This is a genomic window from Micromonospora sp. RV43, from assembly GCF_001029515.1.
Classification (GTDB): Bacteria; Actinomycetota; Actinomycetes; order Mycobacteriales; family Micromonosporaceae; genus Micromonospora; species Micromonospora aurantiaca.
In genome coordinates, this window is record NZ_LEKG01000191.1 from 1 (window position 1) to 14,649 (window position 14,649).

Sequence of the window (14,649 nt, forward strand, 5' to 3'; positions counted from 1 at the left end):
GGCGTCGGTGATGCGGCCGGCGGCGATGATCAGGCCGATGTGTGAGTACGCCTGCGGGAAGTTGCCGACCTGCTCGCCGGTGTCCGGGTCGATCTGCTCGGCGTACAGGCCGAGGTCGTTCGTGCGGGCGGCGAGCCGTTCGAACAGCCGCCGGGCCCGGTCCAGCTCCCCCGCCTCGGCCAGGCAGGCGGCCAGCCAGAACGAGCAGATCACGAACCCGGCCGGGTCGCCGTCCCAGCGGCGCAGCAGCCCGTCGCGGGACAACCGCCGCTCCAGCACGTCCATCGTGGCGCGCATCCGCGGATCGTGCGCCGGCAGGAAACCGACGAGCGGCATGACCAGCACCGAGGCGTCCAGGTCGTCGGACCCGAACGCCCCGGTGTACGCGCCGACCCGCTCGTTCCAGCCGTGGGTGAGCACGGCCGCCCGTATCTCGTCGCGCGCGGCGACCCAGCGCGCCACGTCGGCGGGCTCGCCGATGCGGGAGCCGAACCGGACCGCCCGGTCCAGCGCGGTCCAGCACTCCACCTTCGACGACACGTAGTGCCGCTCCGGCCCGCGCCCCTCCCACATCCCCGCGTCGGGCCGGTGCCAGCCGCGCTCGGCCTGGTCGGCGAGCGTACGCAGCAGGTCGCGGACCTCGGGTGACATCGGGTCGAGGTAGTACCGCATCAGCCAGGCGGCGTCGAGCACCTCGCCCAGCACGTCGTTCTGCCGCTGCCGCCAGGCGTCGTTGCCGACGAGCACCGGCCGGCTGTGCTCGTACCCGGCCAGGTGGTCGAGGTCGTGCTCGGTCAGGTCCCGCTCCCCCTCGACGCCGTACATGATCGGCACCGGCTCGTCGCCGATCCGGCCCATCGCCCGCGCCACCCAGGTGAACTGCCGGTCCGCCTCGTCCGGGCAGGCCGCCCGCCAGAGCGCCTGGAGGGTGAGGCTGAAGTCACGCAGCCAGACGTAGCGGTAGTCGTAGTTGCGGTCGCCGCCGAGCCGCTCCGGCACCGAGGTGGTGGCCGCCGCGACGACCGCGCCGCTGGGCGCGTACGTCATGCCCTGCACCGCGAGCGCGCTGCGCCGCACCTCGTCGCGGTACTCGCCCCGGTAGTCGTGCAGCGCCGACCAGGACCGCCAGCCGGCTACCGTCCCGGCCACCACCTCGGCGGCATCGGGCAGCGCGGGTGCGGCACCGGCGTACGTCGGGGCGTACCCGAGGGTGAAGCGGTGGGTGCTGCCGGCGCGGGCGGTGAACCGCCCGGCGGCGGCCCCCTCGGCGACTGTCAGCGGAACGTCGGCGCGCAGCTCCAGCCGGCAGGCTCCGGCGGTGGCGGCCACCACCCCGTCGCGTTCGGTCAGGTAGGCGCCGACCCGGCCGTACTCGAACCGCGGCGCGTACTCGACGCGCATCGGCACCTCGCCGGTGAGCCCCTCGACCAGCCGGGCGAGCACCCGGGGCGAGCGCATCCCGATGTCGTGACCGCGCGCGCCGGGCTCCAGCGCCAGCGCGTCGGTGACGGCGACCGTGCCGGTCGCCGTGGTGAAGACGGTACGCAGCACCAGCGTGTCGTCCAGGTAGGACCGCGTGCTGGTGGCCGCGCCCTCGGGGCGGATGCTCCAGTGCCCGGCGCCCTCGTCGAGCAGGCGCCCGAACACCGACGGCGCGTCGAACCGGGGCGGGCACCACCAGTTGACCGAGCCGTCGCGGTCGACCAGCGCCGCGCTGCGCCCGTCGGCGAGGAAGCCGTGCTCGCTGATGTGTCGGGTCGGCACGGGTGTGGCTACCCGGCCCGGGTGCCGCCATGCCTGGCCACATCGGTCCGGCCCGGCGCGTTACCGCTGCCCGGCGGCGGGAACGCGGCGGGTTGACGAAGGAGGATGCTCATGACCAGACCCTCGACTCCGACCGCGGCCTGGCAACCCGGAATGCCGGGCAGCGACAACCTCCCGTCCGGACCGGGCGGTCGCCCGACGCCGCCGAGCGGGGACGGGCACGGCCCGCATGCCGGGGCGCCGACCGTCACGATCGGCTCGTACCCGGACTATCCGTCCGCCCAGCGCGTGGTGGACTATCTGGCCGACAACCGGTTCCCGGTGGAACGTACCTCGATCGTCGGTACGGACCTCACGCTCGTGGAGACCGTGATGGGACGGCTTACAACGGGCCGGGCGGCCCTGCTCGGGGCCGGGACCGGCGCCTGGTTCGGTTTGTTCATCGGCTTGTTGTTCGGCATCTTCACCGCCGGGAACTGGCTGGCGGTGATCCTGGTCGGGCTGGTGATCGGCGCGATCTGGGGAGCCGTGTTCGGCGCTGTCGCGCACGCCATGAGCGGTGGGCAGCGTGACTTCACGTCGGCCAGTTCACTGCGCGCCGCCCAGTACGCGGTGACTGTGGACGCGGAGATGGCCGGCCAGGCCCAGCAGCTGCTGAGCCGGATGCACCTGACACCGACCGGTGCCACCGCCCGCTGACCGGCGGTACGCGACATCGAGGGAGGGCCCCGCCGGGGTCCTCCCTCGCCGCGTCAGTGGTACGCCCGCTCCCCGGCACGCAGCGGCACGTCCACCCGGTTCTCCGGCGGCGCCAGCGGGCAGGCCCACCTGTCGTCGTAGGCGCAACTGGGGTCATAGCGGCGAGGATGTTGGACAGCTCACCGCGCCGCAGGCACACAGGTTGACCTGAGGAAACTCAGGGGTTGATCAGCCCTCAGGCCGATGAGTTAGACGTGACCATCTACTGAGGAGAGCACCCCTGATGAGCAAGATCAAAGATCCTGAGCTGGCAGCACAGCTAGCCATCATCACTGTTGTAGGCCTGGCGGCAGGAGCGGCCAGCTTCACGCACGTTCACGATTGGACGATGGCGAACAGCCCTGCCGGTACGCCTGGCTGGTTTGGATGGGCCAACGCAGTCATCTCAGAGCTTGTGCCGATTGCAAGCCTGCTGACCATCCGCCGTAACCGCAGGATCGGTAAGCCCATCGGCATGCCAGTCTTCATGCTTCTTGCGGCGGCAACCCTGTCACTGGCGGCACAGCTTGCAGTGGCAAAGCCATCGGCATCCGGTTGGCTCCTGTCTGCCGTTCCGGCACTGGCATTCATGGGACTGATGAAGATGGTGCTTGCCGGTTTGCCAGCAGCCGTGCCGATTGCCGATTCCGTGCCAGTGCACAAGGTTGCCGATGCTGATTTCGTGCCGGTCACTCCCCTGCCAGTCGTGCCGGTTGCTGATGTCGTGCCGATGCCAATCAGCACGCCTGCTGACCAGCACGTTGCCGATTCCGTGCCGGTAACTGTGCCAGTCGAGAAGCCTGCCGAATCGGCAAAGAAGCCTCGCACGCGCAAGCCTGTCGTGCCAGCACATCCGGAGAAGCGTGCCGATCGGAACGATGCCGAAATTCTTGACGCCTACGTGCTGGCACGTGCCGATGGCAAGAAGATTGCCGATATCGCCAAGGAGCTTGGCGTGTCGGAACGGAAGCTGTTCAACATCCGCAAGACTGCCGGAATCGCCTGAGAGGAACTGACCAATGCTGCCGACCTGTACGACGCACGGACCCATCAACGGATACGAGCTGCGCGACTCATGGAGCTTCACCGAGGCTGGCCGCGTAGAGGGCATGCGCTCCTACGTCCTGTCCTGCGGCTGCGAGCACGTAGGCGCTGACCTGACCACCACGGAGATCCTGAACGCTGAGGAGACTCCTGACGGCTCCCGTGTGATCGAGCTGAGCATCATCGACTTCATGGAACAGCCGGTCATCACCTGGCGGGAGATCAGGCCTGCGCTGATCTGATTTCACGAGGAAGAGGGCTGCCCGAAAAGGGTGGCCCTTTTTCTTTGCTCTCATACCGAGTTTGATTCGCCGATGTGGCGATTAGTTAAGTAGGGCCAAGGAAGAGGAGAGCAGCCATGAGGCCACGAGACATGCTTATCAAGGCAAACCGGGAACTAGCCGAGAAGTACGCAGAGCAGGATCGGAGGTTTTGGGATGACGCTGCAAAGCAGATTGCAAGCCGCAGAGGCTAAGGCTCAGACGAGACAGCCGATTATCGAGAAGCTAACCAAGGAACTGAAGGAAGCCAGGGAGAAGTAATCATGACGTGCGCCAGATGTGACGAGCCAGGAACAGTAGCCTTTACCAACGTCGACAACGAAAGAAGGTATCTCTGCCCGACTCATCACATCAACGCATGGATACTGCTACTGATCCTGTACGGATATCTACCCGAGGAATGAGAAAGAGGAGCGGACCGAAATCCGCTCCTCTTCCCTTTTCCTGAGCTGTATTGCAGGCACAACCCTGTAAGTTGCATCTGACTCAGGAGAGCACAGACTAAGGCTCTTCCCCACCATCAAGCAAGTGAGGCCGCTTCTGCGCGATCCAAGCCTCTACGTGCTCCCTGAGCCACACATTCCCCATCTTGAGTGTGGCGACAGGTGCCGGGAAGTCTCGGCGGTTGATCAGGATGTACGCGCGCTGGCGGGACACGCCCAAGCGCTCTTGGATCTCAGCCGCTCCCATCAACTCCACACGGGTCAGGCTATGGACGCCCTGAGTAGGCGTGTCGTGTCCGGGCAGACCTGTACGCCACCCGCTCAGCTCACGTAGGGTTGTCGTCACGTCAACCCCGTGGCACTAGGAGGCGGCCAACCATGTTCCGTGTGGGCAAGTGGTTCCAGCGCAAGGAAGAGCCGATCGACTGCACCCAGGCAGCTACGGCGTACCCGGACCGTGCCGGCGCTTACGCTGTGTGCCCTGAGCAGCCTCAGATGCCGCCATGGAACCGCTCGACTGAGGTCATACCGCTAGACAGGCCTCTGATGACCAGAGCGGCCCTGTGGCGCTCTAGCCACGCTGTCAGGACCATGAACAGGCGACCCAACAGCAAGCCGGGCCGGTACGGCAAATGATCGAGCGATGGGAGCCTGAGCCTCCGCATGTGATCATGGCTGCCGGTTACACAGTCGACTTCCACCGCAAGAAGCGCTGCCCTCACTGTCGGCCTGGTGGCTGTCCTCGGGTAGACCGGGCACGTCGGCTGCTGAGGGCATGGCGGATCAAGCAGCGGCAACACAGGCAACGACAGGTCTTCCGCTGCTCCTAAGACGAGAAAAGCCCCTACAGACCACTTGGACCTGTAGGGGCTTTCTCATACTGTCTTCTCAATCTGATCGACCATCACAACCGACTGGTTCTTGAGAGCTTCAACAGCCGAATCGAGCTGGCTCTTGTAGTGGGCAACGGCTTCCTCAAGGGTGGTTATACGCTGGCGCAACTCTGCATTTTCCTTCACCCGATCCGCCAACTCGCGCTTTAGCCAAGCAATATGCTCCTCAAGCTCATTGATCATGCTGGCGTACTGCTCTCTTACTTCACGAATCATGGCTAGGTACTGATCCTTCGCCAGTGTGAACGCAGCCGCCTCAGCGGTCAGTCTCGGAACTTCCTTTTGATCCTTTGCGCTGAGGCGAGCGGTCACGAAACCGATAATTCCCGTGATGACGCTCGCCCCTGCTCCAATAATGATTGGGTCCATGTTTAGGCCTTCCCCCATTAACAGGCTCCCGGCCTCTTGTTTCTAAAATCAGGTCACGTCTACGCCAAGGCCTAGATAATCTGCTGCGTCTCCTACTTCCTCGATGAGGAAAGTGCGAGGTGTTGCAGCGCTAGCCCACAAGGTAACTGTGTTTCCTGTGTTGGCAGAACACGTCAGAACGACATCGGCCGTCAGGTCAGTATTAGCAGACCTTGTGAGATAGAGCGGGCTACCTCCTACGCCCACAGAAGAACCTGAGTTGGTTCCCTCACAGCGGGTACGCCCATACTCTCCCCAATCCGCACCTGACGCGTTTGTCTTACGGACCCTGAAGTTTCCAAGAGCGCCAGCAACACTGCCGTACATCATGGCCTTCATAGTGACCTTGTAGGCCTTCCCTGCCTTGAAAACCATATTCGGAATAGTCAGTACTACAGTCTCAGTCGTACCAATAGCGGCCGATGTTGACGGCGAATAGGCGATGCCTGGTGGAGCAGGATTCAGACGAGCTGCCGTCAGCTTCATTCCTGGTTGAATAGTAGTCATTGATTACCTCACAGAGCAGCAATAGCCGGATTAGCCACATGCATAGGAGTACCGGCAGGATGAGACTTGTTGATACGGTTCACTCCCCGGACAACCGAGAAGTTCTGTGGGCTGCGAGTGGCAAGGTTGTCGAACCTCACCGCTAGGCCAGTCTGCGTATTTCCGGACTGACGCCATCCGACCAGCGCTAGCGCGTCAGTAGGCGAGCCTGCAACCGATGAGTCGGTAACAGAAGATGCCCATGACATCGGCTCAATTCCAGCAGCAGGCCACAGCTTGTGCCTGATCTGGTTACCGAAAGCCTGTACCCGCAGCTTGAAGCTGTTGCCAGCTCCATAAGGCAGGAATGAGGCACGGCTAGCCAGAGACACAGCGTTGGTTTGAATGAGCAAGTCAATCTGACCTGACGGCTGATAACGAACAACACTCTCGACGTATCCGCTACCTAGCCGGAATCTCACTCGCTGGTCATAGAAGGCACCAGCAGCAACCGCATCACAGGTCAGAGTCAGAGTGACGTCTAGGTCTGCGCCGATGTTCGGAACAGTCCCCGTAAAAGCTGTGCCCGTAGCGTTCAGACCAATGAGAGCAGTAGAGCCGTCAGTGACGAACTGAGCAGACGGCACACAGGTCCAAGGCTGGCCGCTTGTAGCGTCTCCCCAACCGTTGCTGGTTGTCCTGGTGAAGCTGTCCACCAAGGAAGGGTTGACGGCAGTAATCGATACTTCCTCGCCACCGAGAAGGGCAGGGATCGGCAGGTCATCCGGATCGGTAGTCCAGTCATCCCCTGGTCCTGACACAACCGTCAGCGTCGTGTCGGAAGCGCCTACAGGAGCCACCAGATACGACGTATCGGAGTCGACCCGTGTGTCACTGCCTTCCTGCGCCACAGTCCAGACAGAGCCAGGCCTACAGGTCCACGTGATCTGCCACCGGAACGCGTCAAGGCTCACCCTGACGCCAACAATCAGCAGCTTCACCGGCCCTGGTGGCAGAAAGGCCGGCAAGTCATCAATGCTGATGAAGTCACCGACGTTCAGTGCTGCCACCTGACGCCTGAGAGCAGGATTAGCCTGCCAGTCAGGGTGCATCAGGTTGACCGTTACGGTAGGCCAACGGGCCTCGTCTACGGTGCCTTGGAATGCTCGCCAGGCTGCATGCTGAATAGCCTGCTCGTCGTATGCCAGGTTCAGCGTCAACGAGTCCGCGTAGCTGCCTACAGCCGACACAGACAGTGGACCTGACTCAACGACGAATCGTGCTGAGGCTCCATCCTCACGCTTGACTGTCACGTCATTGCGGATGTCGTCAGCATCCTCAATCGGCATCAGCTCAGCGAACTTGTCTGTCTGATACGACAGGGCCAGATCTGGCCTGTTGTAGAGGCTTTCCCTCGTCCGGTACGACAGGGCTAGGGACTGCTGCCGTTCGGTCAACAGACCACCATCAGCCTCAGCACACGAGTAGAGCAGATTCAGGAAGCTGTCAGCCTTCTGCCTTCCCATAGGCGCTGTCTCAGAAATCGTGCCGACGATATCGACAGGGATTCCCTCTTCACGCGCAAGGCGCTTGATCCTGTCACCGGCTGTCTCACCGACATAGCCGTTAGAGGCGTTACGGAATTCCCATGTCACAATCGGCAGCTCGACAGGGAACAGGCCTGCGTGACCCACAGAGGCCACGAGCGCGCCAGTGGCAATCGTGGCTGCTGTCGGATTACCAAACGCACCTGTATAGGTGACGCTGAAACCAGGAATCGTGTACCACGTACCTGATCCGACACCATGAAAGAAGGCTGTCCACTCGACATTACTGCCAGCCTGAACAACCTGAAGGCTCATAGCGACCCAACCGGTAGGCGAGGCATCCGATCCGAAGCTGCCGGTAGTAGCGCTCGTAACTGTTGAGCCGTCACTAGCAGTACCGACCCAGCGGTAATTGGTGTTGTTGATGCTCAGCGTCCACTGAGTAACAGCGCCTCTGCTCTCAATCTTCGCCAGGTCCACATACGCGGACGTTGTTGGCAGTGAATCGAGCTTGAAGAACAGCAGGAAGCTCCATGATGAGTTACCGGAAGCAGGGCCAGCCTTGACGTTCAGCCATGAGGTAGCGGCACCTAGCTTCGCTGTTGTCACCGCACCCTTCAAGGTGTTGTCTGCGCTGAAAGTGACTTCCCTGGCAGAGCCATAGATGGAACCACCAAGAGCCACGTTCGTTGGGGCAGTCGAGTCTGAGCCGTCCTCTAGCGGCATGTACGCCATAGGCTTGTAGCTCGTCAGAGTGCGATACAGAGGCGAGTTAAGAGCCTTGGCACCCTGATTCAGCCTGCGCAGAATTCCGGACGCCTCAACACTCACCCAAGCGTCATTGCCGGTTGGATGCCACCGGACAGGCCACTCAGAGATTTCACCGGCAAAGATCGGCTCTACTGCCTCGTAGTTGTCGTAAGTGACTGAAGGAAGCGGAGAGTTGGTATTGCCAGTAACCAGCCAGTTACGGATTCCCACAAGGCCAGCAACGCTGATCCTGTTGTCACCTGCAATGGCAGTCCATGCGGCAGGCTCAGCATCAGTAGCCCGCCACACCTTCACCGCCAGGTGAGTGCCAGCAGTCAGAGCACGCATCCGCAGAGTCGTGCCAGCGCTGTAAGTAATGGATGTCGGAACCGAGATCAGATCTTCTAGGCCAGCGCTGCCATTGAGCCTGACGCTGATCTTCACTGTTACCTTGCCGCTGGTTTCGAAGTCAGTCCTAAACCAGTAGTAGCTATCTCCACCACCAATCCAGCGAGACACCACACCGGTTGACATACGTGCACCAGTCGCCACAGCGGAAGGCTGGATGTCTACAACCTGCTCAGAGTCGATTGTCTCGCCTCCGGTCAGCGTGTTAGTAGATGCGGAACCGACAGCCGGAAACGTCCATGTAGCCTTGCCGGCACTCACGTTCCAACCGGCAGGATTGAAGGAATTCCATACCTGACCTGAGTCAGACGTGCCCATTCCGCCAGCAACAGTGCGGCTGAACGTGTCTGCGTAAAGCTCCTTGTAGACGAACAGAGGGGTATTGCGAGTCAGGTAGCCGGACAGAGGACTCATCGGATTGCGCTGGCTGTACTTGCCGTGCCCGTTGTAGAGCACCATTGAGGCTGTGCCGTAAGAGGCCTGAGAGCCCTGCGCCGAGAGCCCGCCACTGAAGCTGATACCGCCGCCAGTGTGAGCGGACTCCTGGCGTAGGTCAGGAGTGATGTCATGCCAGCCAAGAGAGCCAGCAAAGATCCTTGCCTTGATTTCGTTCGCTGCCATGACAGCACTCCCCCTATTTACTTCTCATCGATAAAACGAACAACCCCACCGTTACCGCGAGCCTTCTTGCGTAGCTGCTCGATGAACTCATCAGGATTGTTGGCTGTGACGTACACAGGTCCATTGATGTTGATTCCGCCACCAGCCGATGAAGCCCTAGCCATAACAGCGGTACCGCCATTGCCCAGATTCCGACGCATCTTCTCTACGGCTTGGAATCCGCCCATGCGGTCTACGTCCCTGGCGGACAAGACGAACTCACCAGGGGCCAGCATGCGAGGAACAGAGTCAACGCCCTTAGGGCCAGGGCCGATTACCGGACCACCAGAAGCCAGACCCTTCAGCTTGGTTCCGTGGCCGATAATGTGCTCACCCTGACGCCTACCGCTTTCCTCATACTTCACATGCACGATGACTGTCTTGCCGTGCAAGCCATCAATCTTGCGCTGAATAATCGGAATCTTCGGTGAGGCGTTGTCAGTCAGACCAGCAGAGGCCTGATAGTTCTTAGCGAACTTGTCACCCTTAGCCTGAGCCTTCACGAATTGCTTCTCTAGGTCAGCAATCTGAGCCTCAGTGAAACCAGCAGCCGACAGGGTTGCCCGCAGGGCAGGCGATAGCTTGCCGTTGAACATTCCTGCTGCGGCACCAGTAGCCGATTCCACTTCAAGAGCAGCCTGAGCCATATCCCTCAGAGCTTGCTTAGCCTGAGGCGAATTCTTACCGTGCTCCTTGACAGCCTGGTTGTACTCGCTCTGCGAATCCTTCAAACCGTTCTGCGCCTCAATGAGGGCAAACATAGGATCGGTCTGCGAACGAATCGCCGTAGCCAGCTCGTCTAGAGCGGAGCGCTGATCCCTGGCAGCGCCAGCAGCCTCAGCGATATTGCGGCGTAGGTTCTCCTGTTCAACCGCCAAGTCACCGGCAGCATCCCGAACCTTGACAGTGCTGGCGACACCTGACTCTGAGAAATCCTTTAGGGCATCGTCCATGGAATTCCAGTTGTCACGCCAGGATTGCGTCACGCTGCCAATTCCGGGAATCCAGCCAAGCAGGGTGTCATAAACCGTAGCGATAGCCTTACCGACGATGATCACCGGCTTAGCCATCATGCTCAGCGCACCAGCAACGACACCAACAATCTTGATGATCTGCTCTAGGCCTAGGAATAGACCCCTCACCGCTGCTGCTGCCTCATTGGCATTTTCAGCCGAACTGCCGAACAGATCCCCGATGGAACGACCTAGGCGAGGCAGGCCAACGCTGATCTCACGAATGACAGGACCAGCAGCCTCTACAGCCTTACGGATGCCAGGAAGAGCCTCACGAGCCAGACCAGACACGCCACGAGCCAGAGGAACCACATAGCGGGAGGCAGACTGAAAGATCTTCTGAATGTCACCTGAGGCGTAGCGCCAGGCACCCTGAATCGTCTTGATGCCGTCTAGGGTCGGACCTACGAAAACCTGCGAGAAGTCTTCTAGATCCTTCATGACAGCCTTACCTAGCTGACTGCCAGCACTAGCTACCCGAGGATCACGAGCTGCCAGAGTGACACCGCCGATAACACCACCGATACCCGCTCCACCAACAATCGCTGCGGAGATCAGGCCACCGATGATGGGAGCAGCCGTAGCGCCAATCGTGGCACCAGCAGCGGCACCAGCAGGCCCTAGCGGAGCACTGGCAACCAGTGGACCTAACCGGCCGATGAAGCGTGCTGCAAAGCCTGAGGCTGCATCGTCCCCAGCGTCGTCAAGGTCGATGAACTTACGAGCCTTAGTAAGCTTGGATAGCTCCCGCTGCTGCTCACGCATCTTCTTCGTGATGTCGACACGTCCTGCCGCATCTTCTGTGCGAGCAAAGGCAACCGCTAGCTCACTGAGCTTGCCCTTTGTCAGGTCAATCTCTTTGTCTAGGTTCTTGGCATCTTTACCGGTTGCCTTGAATTCCTCGCCGAGCTTGTCTACCGCATCGGCAGCCTTCTTGGCTGTAGGAGAAATCGTTTCCTTACCGAGGAAGCTAAAAAGGAGTTCCCTCTTATCCATGGCCGGTCACCCCTTTGTTAACTTGTCTAGGTCAGTGAGGAACGCAGAGAACTGCTCAAGGTCTAGTTCGTCTACCTGCTCAGGAGTCAGGTGATAGATCCGAGCAAAGATTGGGTACAGTTCGGTTAGTCCGAACTCGTCTTCTCTTTTGGGTCTGCCTCAACAGGCACAACCTCTGTTGCCGACATGTCCAGATCGAAGTCATTCCACGAAACGCTGACTCCGTGACGGACGAGCACAAGCCAGACGAGCATGGCGACAGCAATCTCATCCTTGTCAGCAAGGCGCTCTAGAAGCTCCTGATAGCCAAGGCCACACTGCTCATTCAGCGCGCGTACTTCCTTCAGGCGTGGCTTGAGGTGGTTGTATTCCACTACCTCAGGAGCGTTCAGAGCAGCCGCATCCTCAGCAGTCAAAGTAATCCGAAGCATTGTTATCCCCTTAGTTTCTTAGCTACATCAGTGAGGACTTCCGCCATCTCTTTACGGACAGCGGGCATCAGTCGCTCTACTGGCTTGTCTACAAATCCGGTACGTACGCTCTGGGAAACCCATGTCCTGCGCTTCTTGCCTCTAGGGCTGCGCAGTGTTCCCTTGTTCAGGGCCGGTACGTCTCGGCGCTCCTGCTTACCGTCACCGAAGACGCGGTAGCGAAGCTCAGTTGATTGCCTGCGTGTTTTGCTGGCGAGCCGATAGCTCATGGAGGCAGACAGGACAGGCGCATATCCGCTAGGCATGACTCGTGGAATCTCAGCCTCAATGGCTGGCTTCAGAGGCTTGGTGGCGGACTTGAGCCGCTTATCCATGTCCCTGCCTAGACCAGTGTCGCTGAGCTGCTTGAGTTGGCTCTTCAGCCGGTACAGCTCAGCGCCACCAGAAATACGTACATCAAAACCCATCAGTAGACGCCTAGGGTCACTACGCCGTCTACCTGGAAAGTGGCAGACCAGCCAACCTTGCCACCAACAGAAGTGGACAGCTCAAGCTCAGCTAGGAAGCATTCTCCCGTAGCCTTAACCTGGCCTGTAGCCGTTCCGTTCGGCGCATATTCGAACGTGGCAGTATTGTCGATTCCGCGTAGGGAAATCAGCACTGCGATGTTTCCCGTAGTAGCAGTGTCGTCATAGCTACCTGAAAGCTGGAACGTCACGTTCTCAATGCTCGTGATGGTCCGCTCTCCCTGGTCACCAAGAGAGAGAACAGACTCACGAGCTGGCGCACCAGGCAGACCAGAAACGTCAGACAGACCAGCAAGCGTGCGGAGTGTGCCGCCGCCATCGTCTAGCTTAAAGACAGAATTCCTAGAGTGTGCGAAAGCCATAATGGTTTCTCCTTAAGGCACAGCAAATAACCCGCCAGATAGGCGGGCTGGATGAATTGGTTAGGATTAGCGCCTGGCGAAAGCCACAGCGAAAGTAGCTGAGCCAGTGCCAGTAACCGTCCACAGAGCGCGGACGTATCGATTCACCGCGCCGGTAATGGCCTTGCGCTCCGAGGTCTTGCCCGTAGCTGCGGTGAAGGTAATCAGGTCAGCCCAGACAGTGTTGTCCGTAGAGTGCTGCACCTTGACGGTTAGTCCGGTCAGGCCTGTCAGAGCCGTGACGTGCAGTGCGCCAGCTCCACCAGTAGCAGTACTGGCAGCGTCATCAACAGCGGTTGTGTTGCCGTTGGCTGTCTCGGCCTGGTGAACGTGAAGCACTCGGCCTACGTCTACGCCATCGTCAGCCTGAGCGCTGACAGATACCTTCACGGCATCATCTGTAGCCGACTGAACGTCTAGCCCGTCTAGGTCTGTGACAGCGAACAGAGCCAGCTTTCCGGCTGTGAAGCCCTCAGGCATGACCGTGACTAGTAGAGCGTCTTCAGCCGTGCGGGTAGCAGCAGCACGCTCGTAGAGGCTGCCTGCGGCTGAATCAAACGTGCCGTTCAGACTCATAGCACCTGAGCGCAACCCAGGAATGAAGCGCTCGCCATCATCAAGAATGGACGACACAGAAGCGTAACTACGCCTCAAGTTGACGGACCATTCCTTAATGTTGCCTGTGACGTGGCTGTCATTAACCAACAGTCGAGAGTTTCTATAAGCAACGTAAGTCATGTCAGGTACCTGCCTCTTCGATATAGCCAAGGTCGATCAGCTCAGCAATCGACTTTTCAGGCAGGTCGGTTACCTTGTCGCCTGGCTCGGCTCGCTTGTCCTTCTTAGTCTTGGTCGGGTAGTTGAGTCCGACCTTCACGAGATACTTCTTAGCCATCAGACACCATTCCCTACGACGTTGATAATCAGATCAGCACCAAGACGCGAGTTGTTGTAGCCGTAGTTCTGAGCGCTGACAACCTCTACGAAGCTGCACAGATCACCAAGAGAAGGATCAGACTCAATAGCTGCCTTCAACGACTGGTCACCAGCAGGCATCAGGAATGTGTCTAGCTGCATCTGCCCTGAGCGATCGTTGGTGTTGCTGATCAGGATTGGACAGACGATGCTTAGCTCACAGTTGTTGTCGCCTAGCGTCTGGTCGTACCTGACCTCTACGCCACCGACGTAGAAGCAGGGCACAGACGTTGAATCCGGCACGTAGGCGTAGGTGTTGAGGCCAGGGATAGCATTCTTAACGGCGTCAGCAATGGCCTGCCGTACTGCTGAGATATCCATGCGATCACCCGACTGACTTGATGATGAAGGGGCGCAAGAGCGCCTGTACGTCAGAGTCCATACGGGCAACCCGCAGGAATCCGAATTCCTCGCTGCCTCGCATGCCGTCTACTGAGTCCTTGCGCTTCCACAGACGAGCTGCCTGCATAAGCGTGGCCTGTACGACTTCCTCAGGGACTGCCGGCCAACCCCACCTGGCGGTAACCCTCACCCGTGTCCGGCCGTAGCCTCCCCACGAGCTGCGGCGTAGGTACGTGGCAGGCCTGCCTAGGGCTAGAGCGTTCTCAGGCTCTAGGTCGTAGTCCGTCACTGCGGTCCATGAGGTTCCGTTGCCTGTCTCCACCAGCAGGCCAACAGCGCTGGCAATGTCGTCCACGATCAACAGGTCTGCATCAGCCTCGTGCACCAGGCGGCCAGCAACGCTGTAGGTGCGGCTGGTGGCTACAGAGGTTGAAAGGCTGACGTCCGTCGGCGTGTCTGCGTGATCTGGGTCGATGTGGGCGGTAGGTCGGAGGCATGAGGTATCCGGCTGGTGGTGGCGTGAACGCGGCAGCCCGGGTCCG

Annotated in this window: 13 protein-coding genes and 2 pseudogenes; 3 read left to right on the forward strand and 12 right to left on the reverse strand. The window is 60.1% G+C overall.

The features are described 5' to 3' along the window. The coding region (locus ABD52_RS31760; protein WP_047894173.1) for a glycoside hydrolase family 15 protein at positions 1 to 1,764 on the reverse strand (1,764 nt) is incomplete at its 3' end. Positions 1,765 to 1,875: 111 nt separating this feature from the next. Between ABD52_RS31760 and ABD52_RS31765 the strand changes: the two genes are divergently transcribed. Beyond that, positions 1,876 to 2,463, forward strand: coding sequence for a general stress protein (locus ABD52_RS31765; RefSeq protein ID WP_013285375.1), 588 nt, complete (start codon positions 1,876 to 1,878; stop codon positions 2,461 to 2,463). A gap of 53 nt (positions 2,464 to 2,516) precedes the next feature. On the opposite strand, the pseudogene ABD52_RS39435 reads toward ABD52_RS31765, so the two are convergent. Continuing rightward, positions 2,517 to 2,621, reverse strand: a pseudogene (locus ABD52_RS39435) (DUF1684 domain-containing protein); the annotation flags it as partial. 125 nt (positions 2,622 to 2,746) lie between these two features. On the opposite strand from ABD52_RS39435, the gene ABD52_RS41160 reads away from it, so the two are divergent. Both ABD52_RS41160 and ABD52_RS31770 read left to right on the forward strand, forming a co-directional pair. Then, a complete protein-coding gene (locus tag ABD52_RS41160) occupies positions 2,747 to 3,508 on the forward strand; it encodes a helix-turn-helix domain-containing protein (protein ID WP_235437619.1) in 762 nt (253 codons plus the stop codon). Between the two features lie 13 nt (positions 3,509 to 3,521). Further along, positions 3,522 to 3,788 carry a hypothetical protein gene (locus ABD52_RS31770; protein WP_047894174.1) on the forward strand — a complete coding sequence of 89 codons (267 nt, stop codon included), beginning with the start codon at positions 3,522 to 3,524 and terminating at the stop codon, positions 3,786 to 3,788. Positions 3,789 to 5,145: 1,357 nt separating this feature from the next. Here the strand turns inward: ABD52_RS31770 and ABD52_RS31780 are convergent. The 10 genes and pseudogenes from ABD52_RS31780 to ABD52_RS41170 form a co-directional block, all read right to left on the reverse strand. Further along, on the reverse strand, positions 5,146 to 5,532 hold the full coding sequence (locus tag ABD52_RS31780) for a hypothetical protein (RefSeq protein ID WP_047894175.1): 387 nt from the start codon (positions 5,530 to 5,532) through the stop codon (positions 5,146 to 5,148). A 554-nt stretch (positions 5,533 to 6,086) separates the two neighbouring features. Then, positions 6,087 to 9,383, reverse strand: coding sequence for a hypothetical protein (locus tag ABD52_RS39440; RefSeq protein WP_152748343.1), 3,297 nt, complete (start codon positions 9,381 to 9,383; stop codon positions 6,087 to 6,089). A 17-nt stretch (positions 9,384 to 9,400) separates the two neighbouring features. After that, complete coding sequence (locus ABD52_RS39445) at positions 9,401 to 11,431, reverse strand: hypothetical protein (protein WP_152748344.1); 2,031 nt, start codon at positions 11,429 to 11,431, stop codon at positions 9,401 to 9,403. Between the two features lie 125 nt (positions 11,432 to 11,556). Next, positions 11,557 to 11,862: a hypothetical protein gene (locus ABD52_RS31785; protein WP_152748345.1), complete on the reverse strand. Its 306-nt coding sequence runs from the start codon at positions 11,860 to 11,862 to the stop codon at positions 11,557 to 11,559. 2 nt (positions 11,863 to 11,864) lie between these two features. After that, a complete protein-coding gene (locus ABD52_RS39450; protein WP_152748346.1) occupies positions 11,865 to 12,329 on the reverse strand; it encodes a hypothetical protein in 465 nt (154 codons plus the stop codon). Continuing rightward, a complete protein-coding gene (locus tag ABD52_RS39915; protein WP_161801649.1) occupies positions 12,329 to 12,751 on the reverse strand; it encodes a hypothetical protein in 423 nt (140 codons plus the stop codon). The genes ABD52_RS39450 and ABD52_RS39915 overlap by 1 nt, the downstream gene beginning before the upstream one ends. 66 nt (positions 12,752 to 12,817) lie before the next feature. Next, positions 12,818 to 13,528: a hypothetical protein gene (locus tag ABD52_RS39460; RefSeq protein ID WP_152748348.1), complete on the reverse strand. Its 711-nt coding sequence runs from the start codon at positions 13,526 to 13,528 to the stop codon at positions 12,818 to 12,820. A gap of 1 nt (position 13,529) precedes the next feature. Further along, positions 13,530 to 13,685 (reverse strand): hypothetical protein, encoded by a 156-nt coding sequence (locus tag ABD52_RS39920; protein WP_161801650.1) that lies wholly within the window; start codon positions 13,683 to 13,685, stop codon positions 13,530 to 13,532. After that, on the reverse strand, positions 13,685 to 14,086 hold the full coding sequence (locus ABD52_RS39465; protein ID WP_152748349.1) for a hypothetical protein: 402 nt from the start codon (positions 14,084 to 14,086) through the stop codon (positions 13,685 to 13,687). The genes ABD52_RS39920 and ABD52_RS39465 overlap by 1 nt, the downstream gene beginning before the upstream one ends. Before the next feature lie 4 nt (positions 14,087 to 14,090). Then, positions 14,091 to 14,649 (reverse strand): annotated as a pseudogene (locus tag ABD52_RS41170) (hypothetical protein); the annotation flags it as partial.

Excerpts from the sequence above, each read along its gene's own strand:
- ABD52_RS39445 (WP_152748344.1), bottom strand. The coding sequence starts at position 11,431 with ATGGATAAGAGGGAACTCCTTTTTAGCTTCCTCGGTAAGGAAACGATT.
- ABD52_RS39450 (WP_152748346.1), bottom strand. The coding sequence starts at position 12,329 with ATGGGTTTTGATGTACGTATTTCTGGTGGCGCTGAGCTGTACCGGCTG.
- ABD52_RS41160 (WP_235437619.1), top strand. The coding sequence starts at position 2,747 with ATGAGCAAGATCAAAGATCCTGAGCTGGCAGCACAGCTAGCCATCATC.
- ABD52_RS31770 (WP_047894174.1), top strand. The coding sequence starts at position 3,522 with ATGCTGCCGACCTGTACGACGCACGGACCCATCAACGGATACGAGCTG.
- ABD52_RS39460 (WP_152748348.1), bottom strand. The coding sequence starts at position 13,528 with ATGACTTACGTTGCTTATAGAAACTCTCGACTGTTGGTTAATGACAGC.
- ABD52_RS39920 (WP_161801650.1), bottom strand. The coding sequence starts at position 13,685 with ATGGCTAAGAAGTATCTCGTGAAGGTCGGACTCAACTACCCGACCAAG.
- ABD52_RS31765 (WP_013285375.1), top strand. The coding sequence starts at position 1,876 with ATGACCAGACCCTCGACTCCGACCGCGGCCTGGCAACCCGGAATGCCG.
- ABD52_RS39440 (WP_152748343.1), bottom strand. The coding sequence starts at position 9,383 with ATGGCAGCGAACGAAATCAAGGCAAGGATCTTTGCTGGCTCTCTTGGC.
- ABD52_RS31785 (WP_152748345.1), bottom strand. The coding sequence starts at position 11,862 with ATGCTTCGGATTACTTTGACTGCTGAGGATGCGGCTGCTCTGAACGCT.
- ABD52_RS39465 (WP_152748349.1), bottom strand. The coding sequence starts at position 14,086 with ATGGATATCTCAGCAGTACGGCAGGCCATTGCTGACGCCGTTAAGAAT.
- ABD52_RS39915 (WP_161801649.1), bottom strand. The coding sequence starts at position 12,751 with ATGGCTTTCGCACACTCTAGGAATTCTGTCTTTAAGCTAGACGATGGC.
- ABD52_RS31780 (WP_047894175.1), bottom strand. The coding sequence starts at position 5,532 with ATGGACCCAATCATTATTGGAGCAGGGGCGAGCGTCATCACGGGAATT.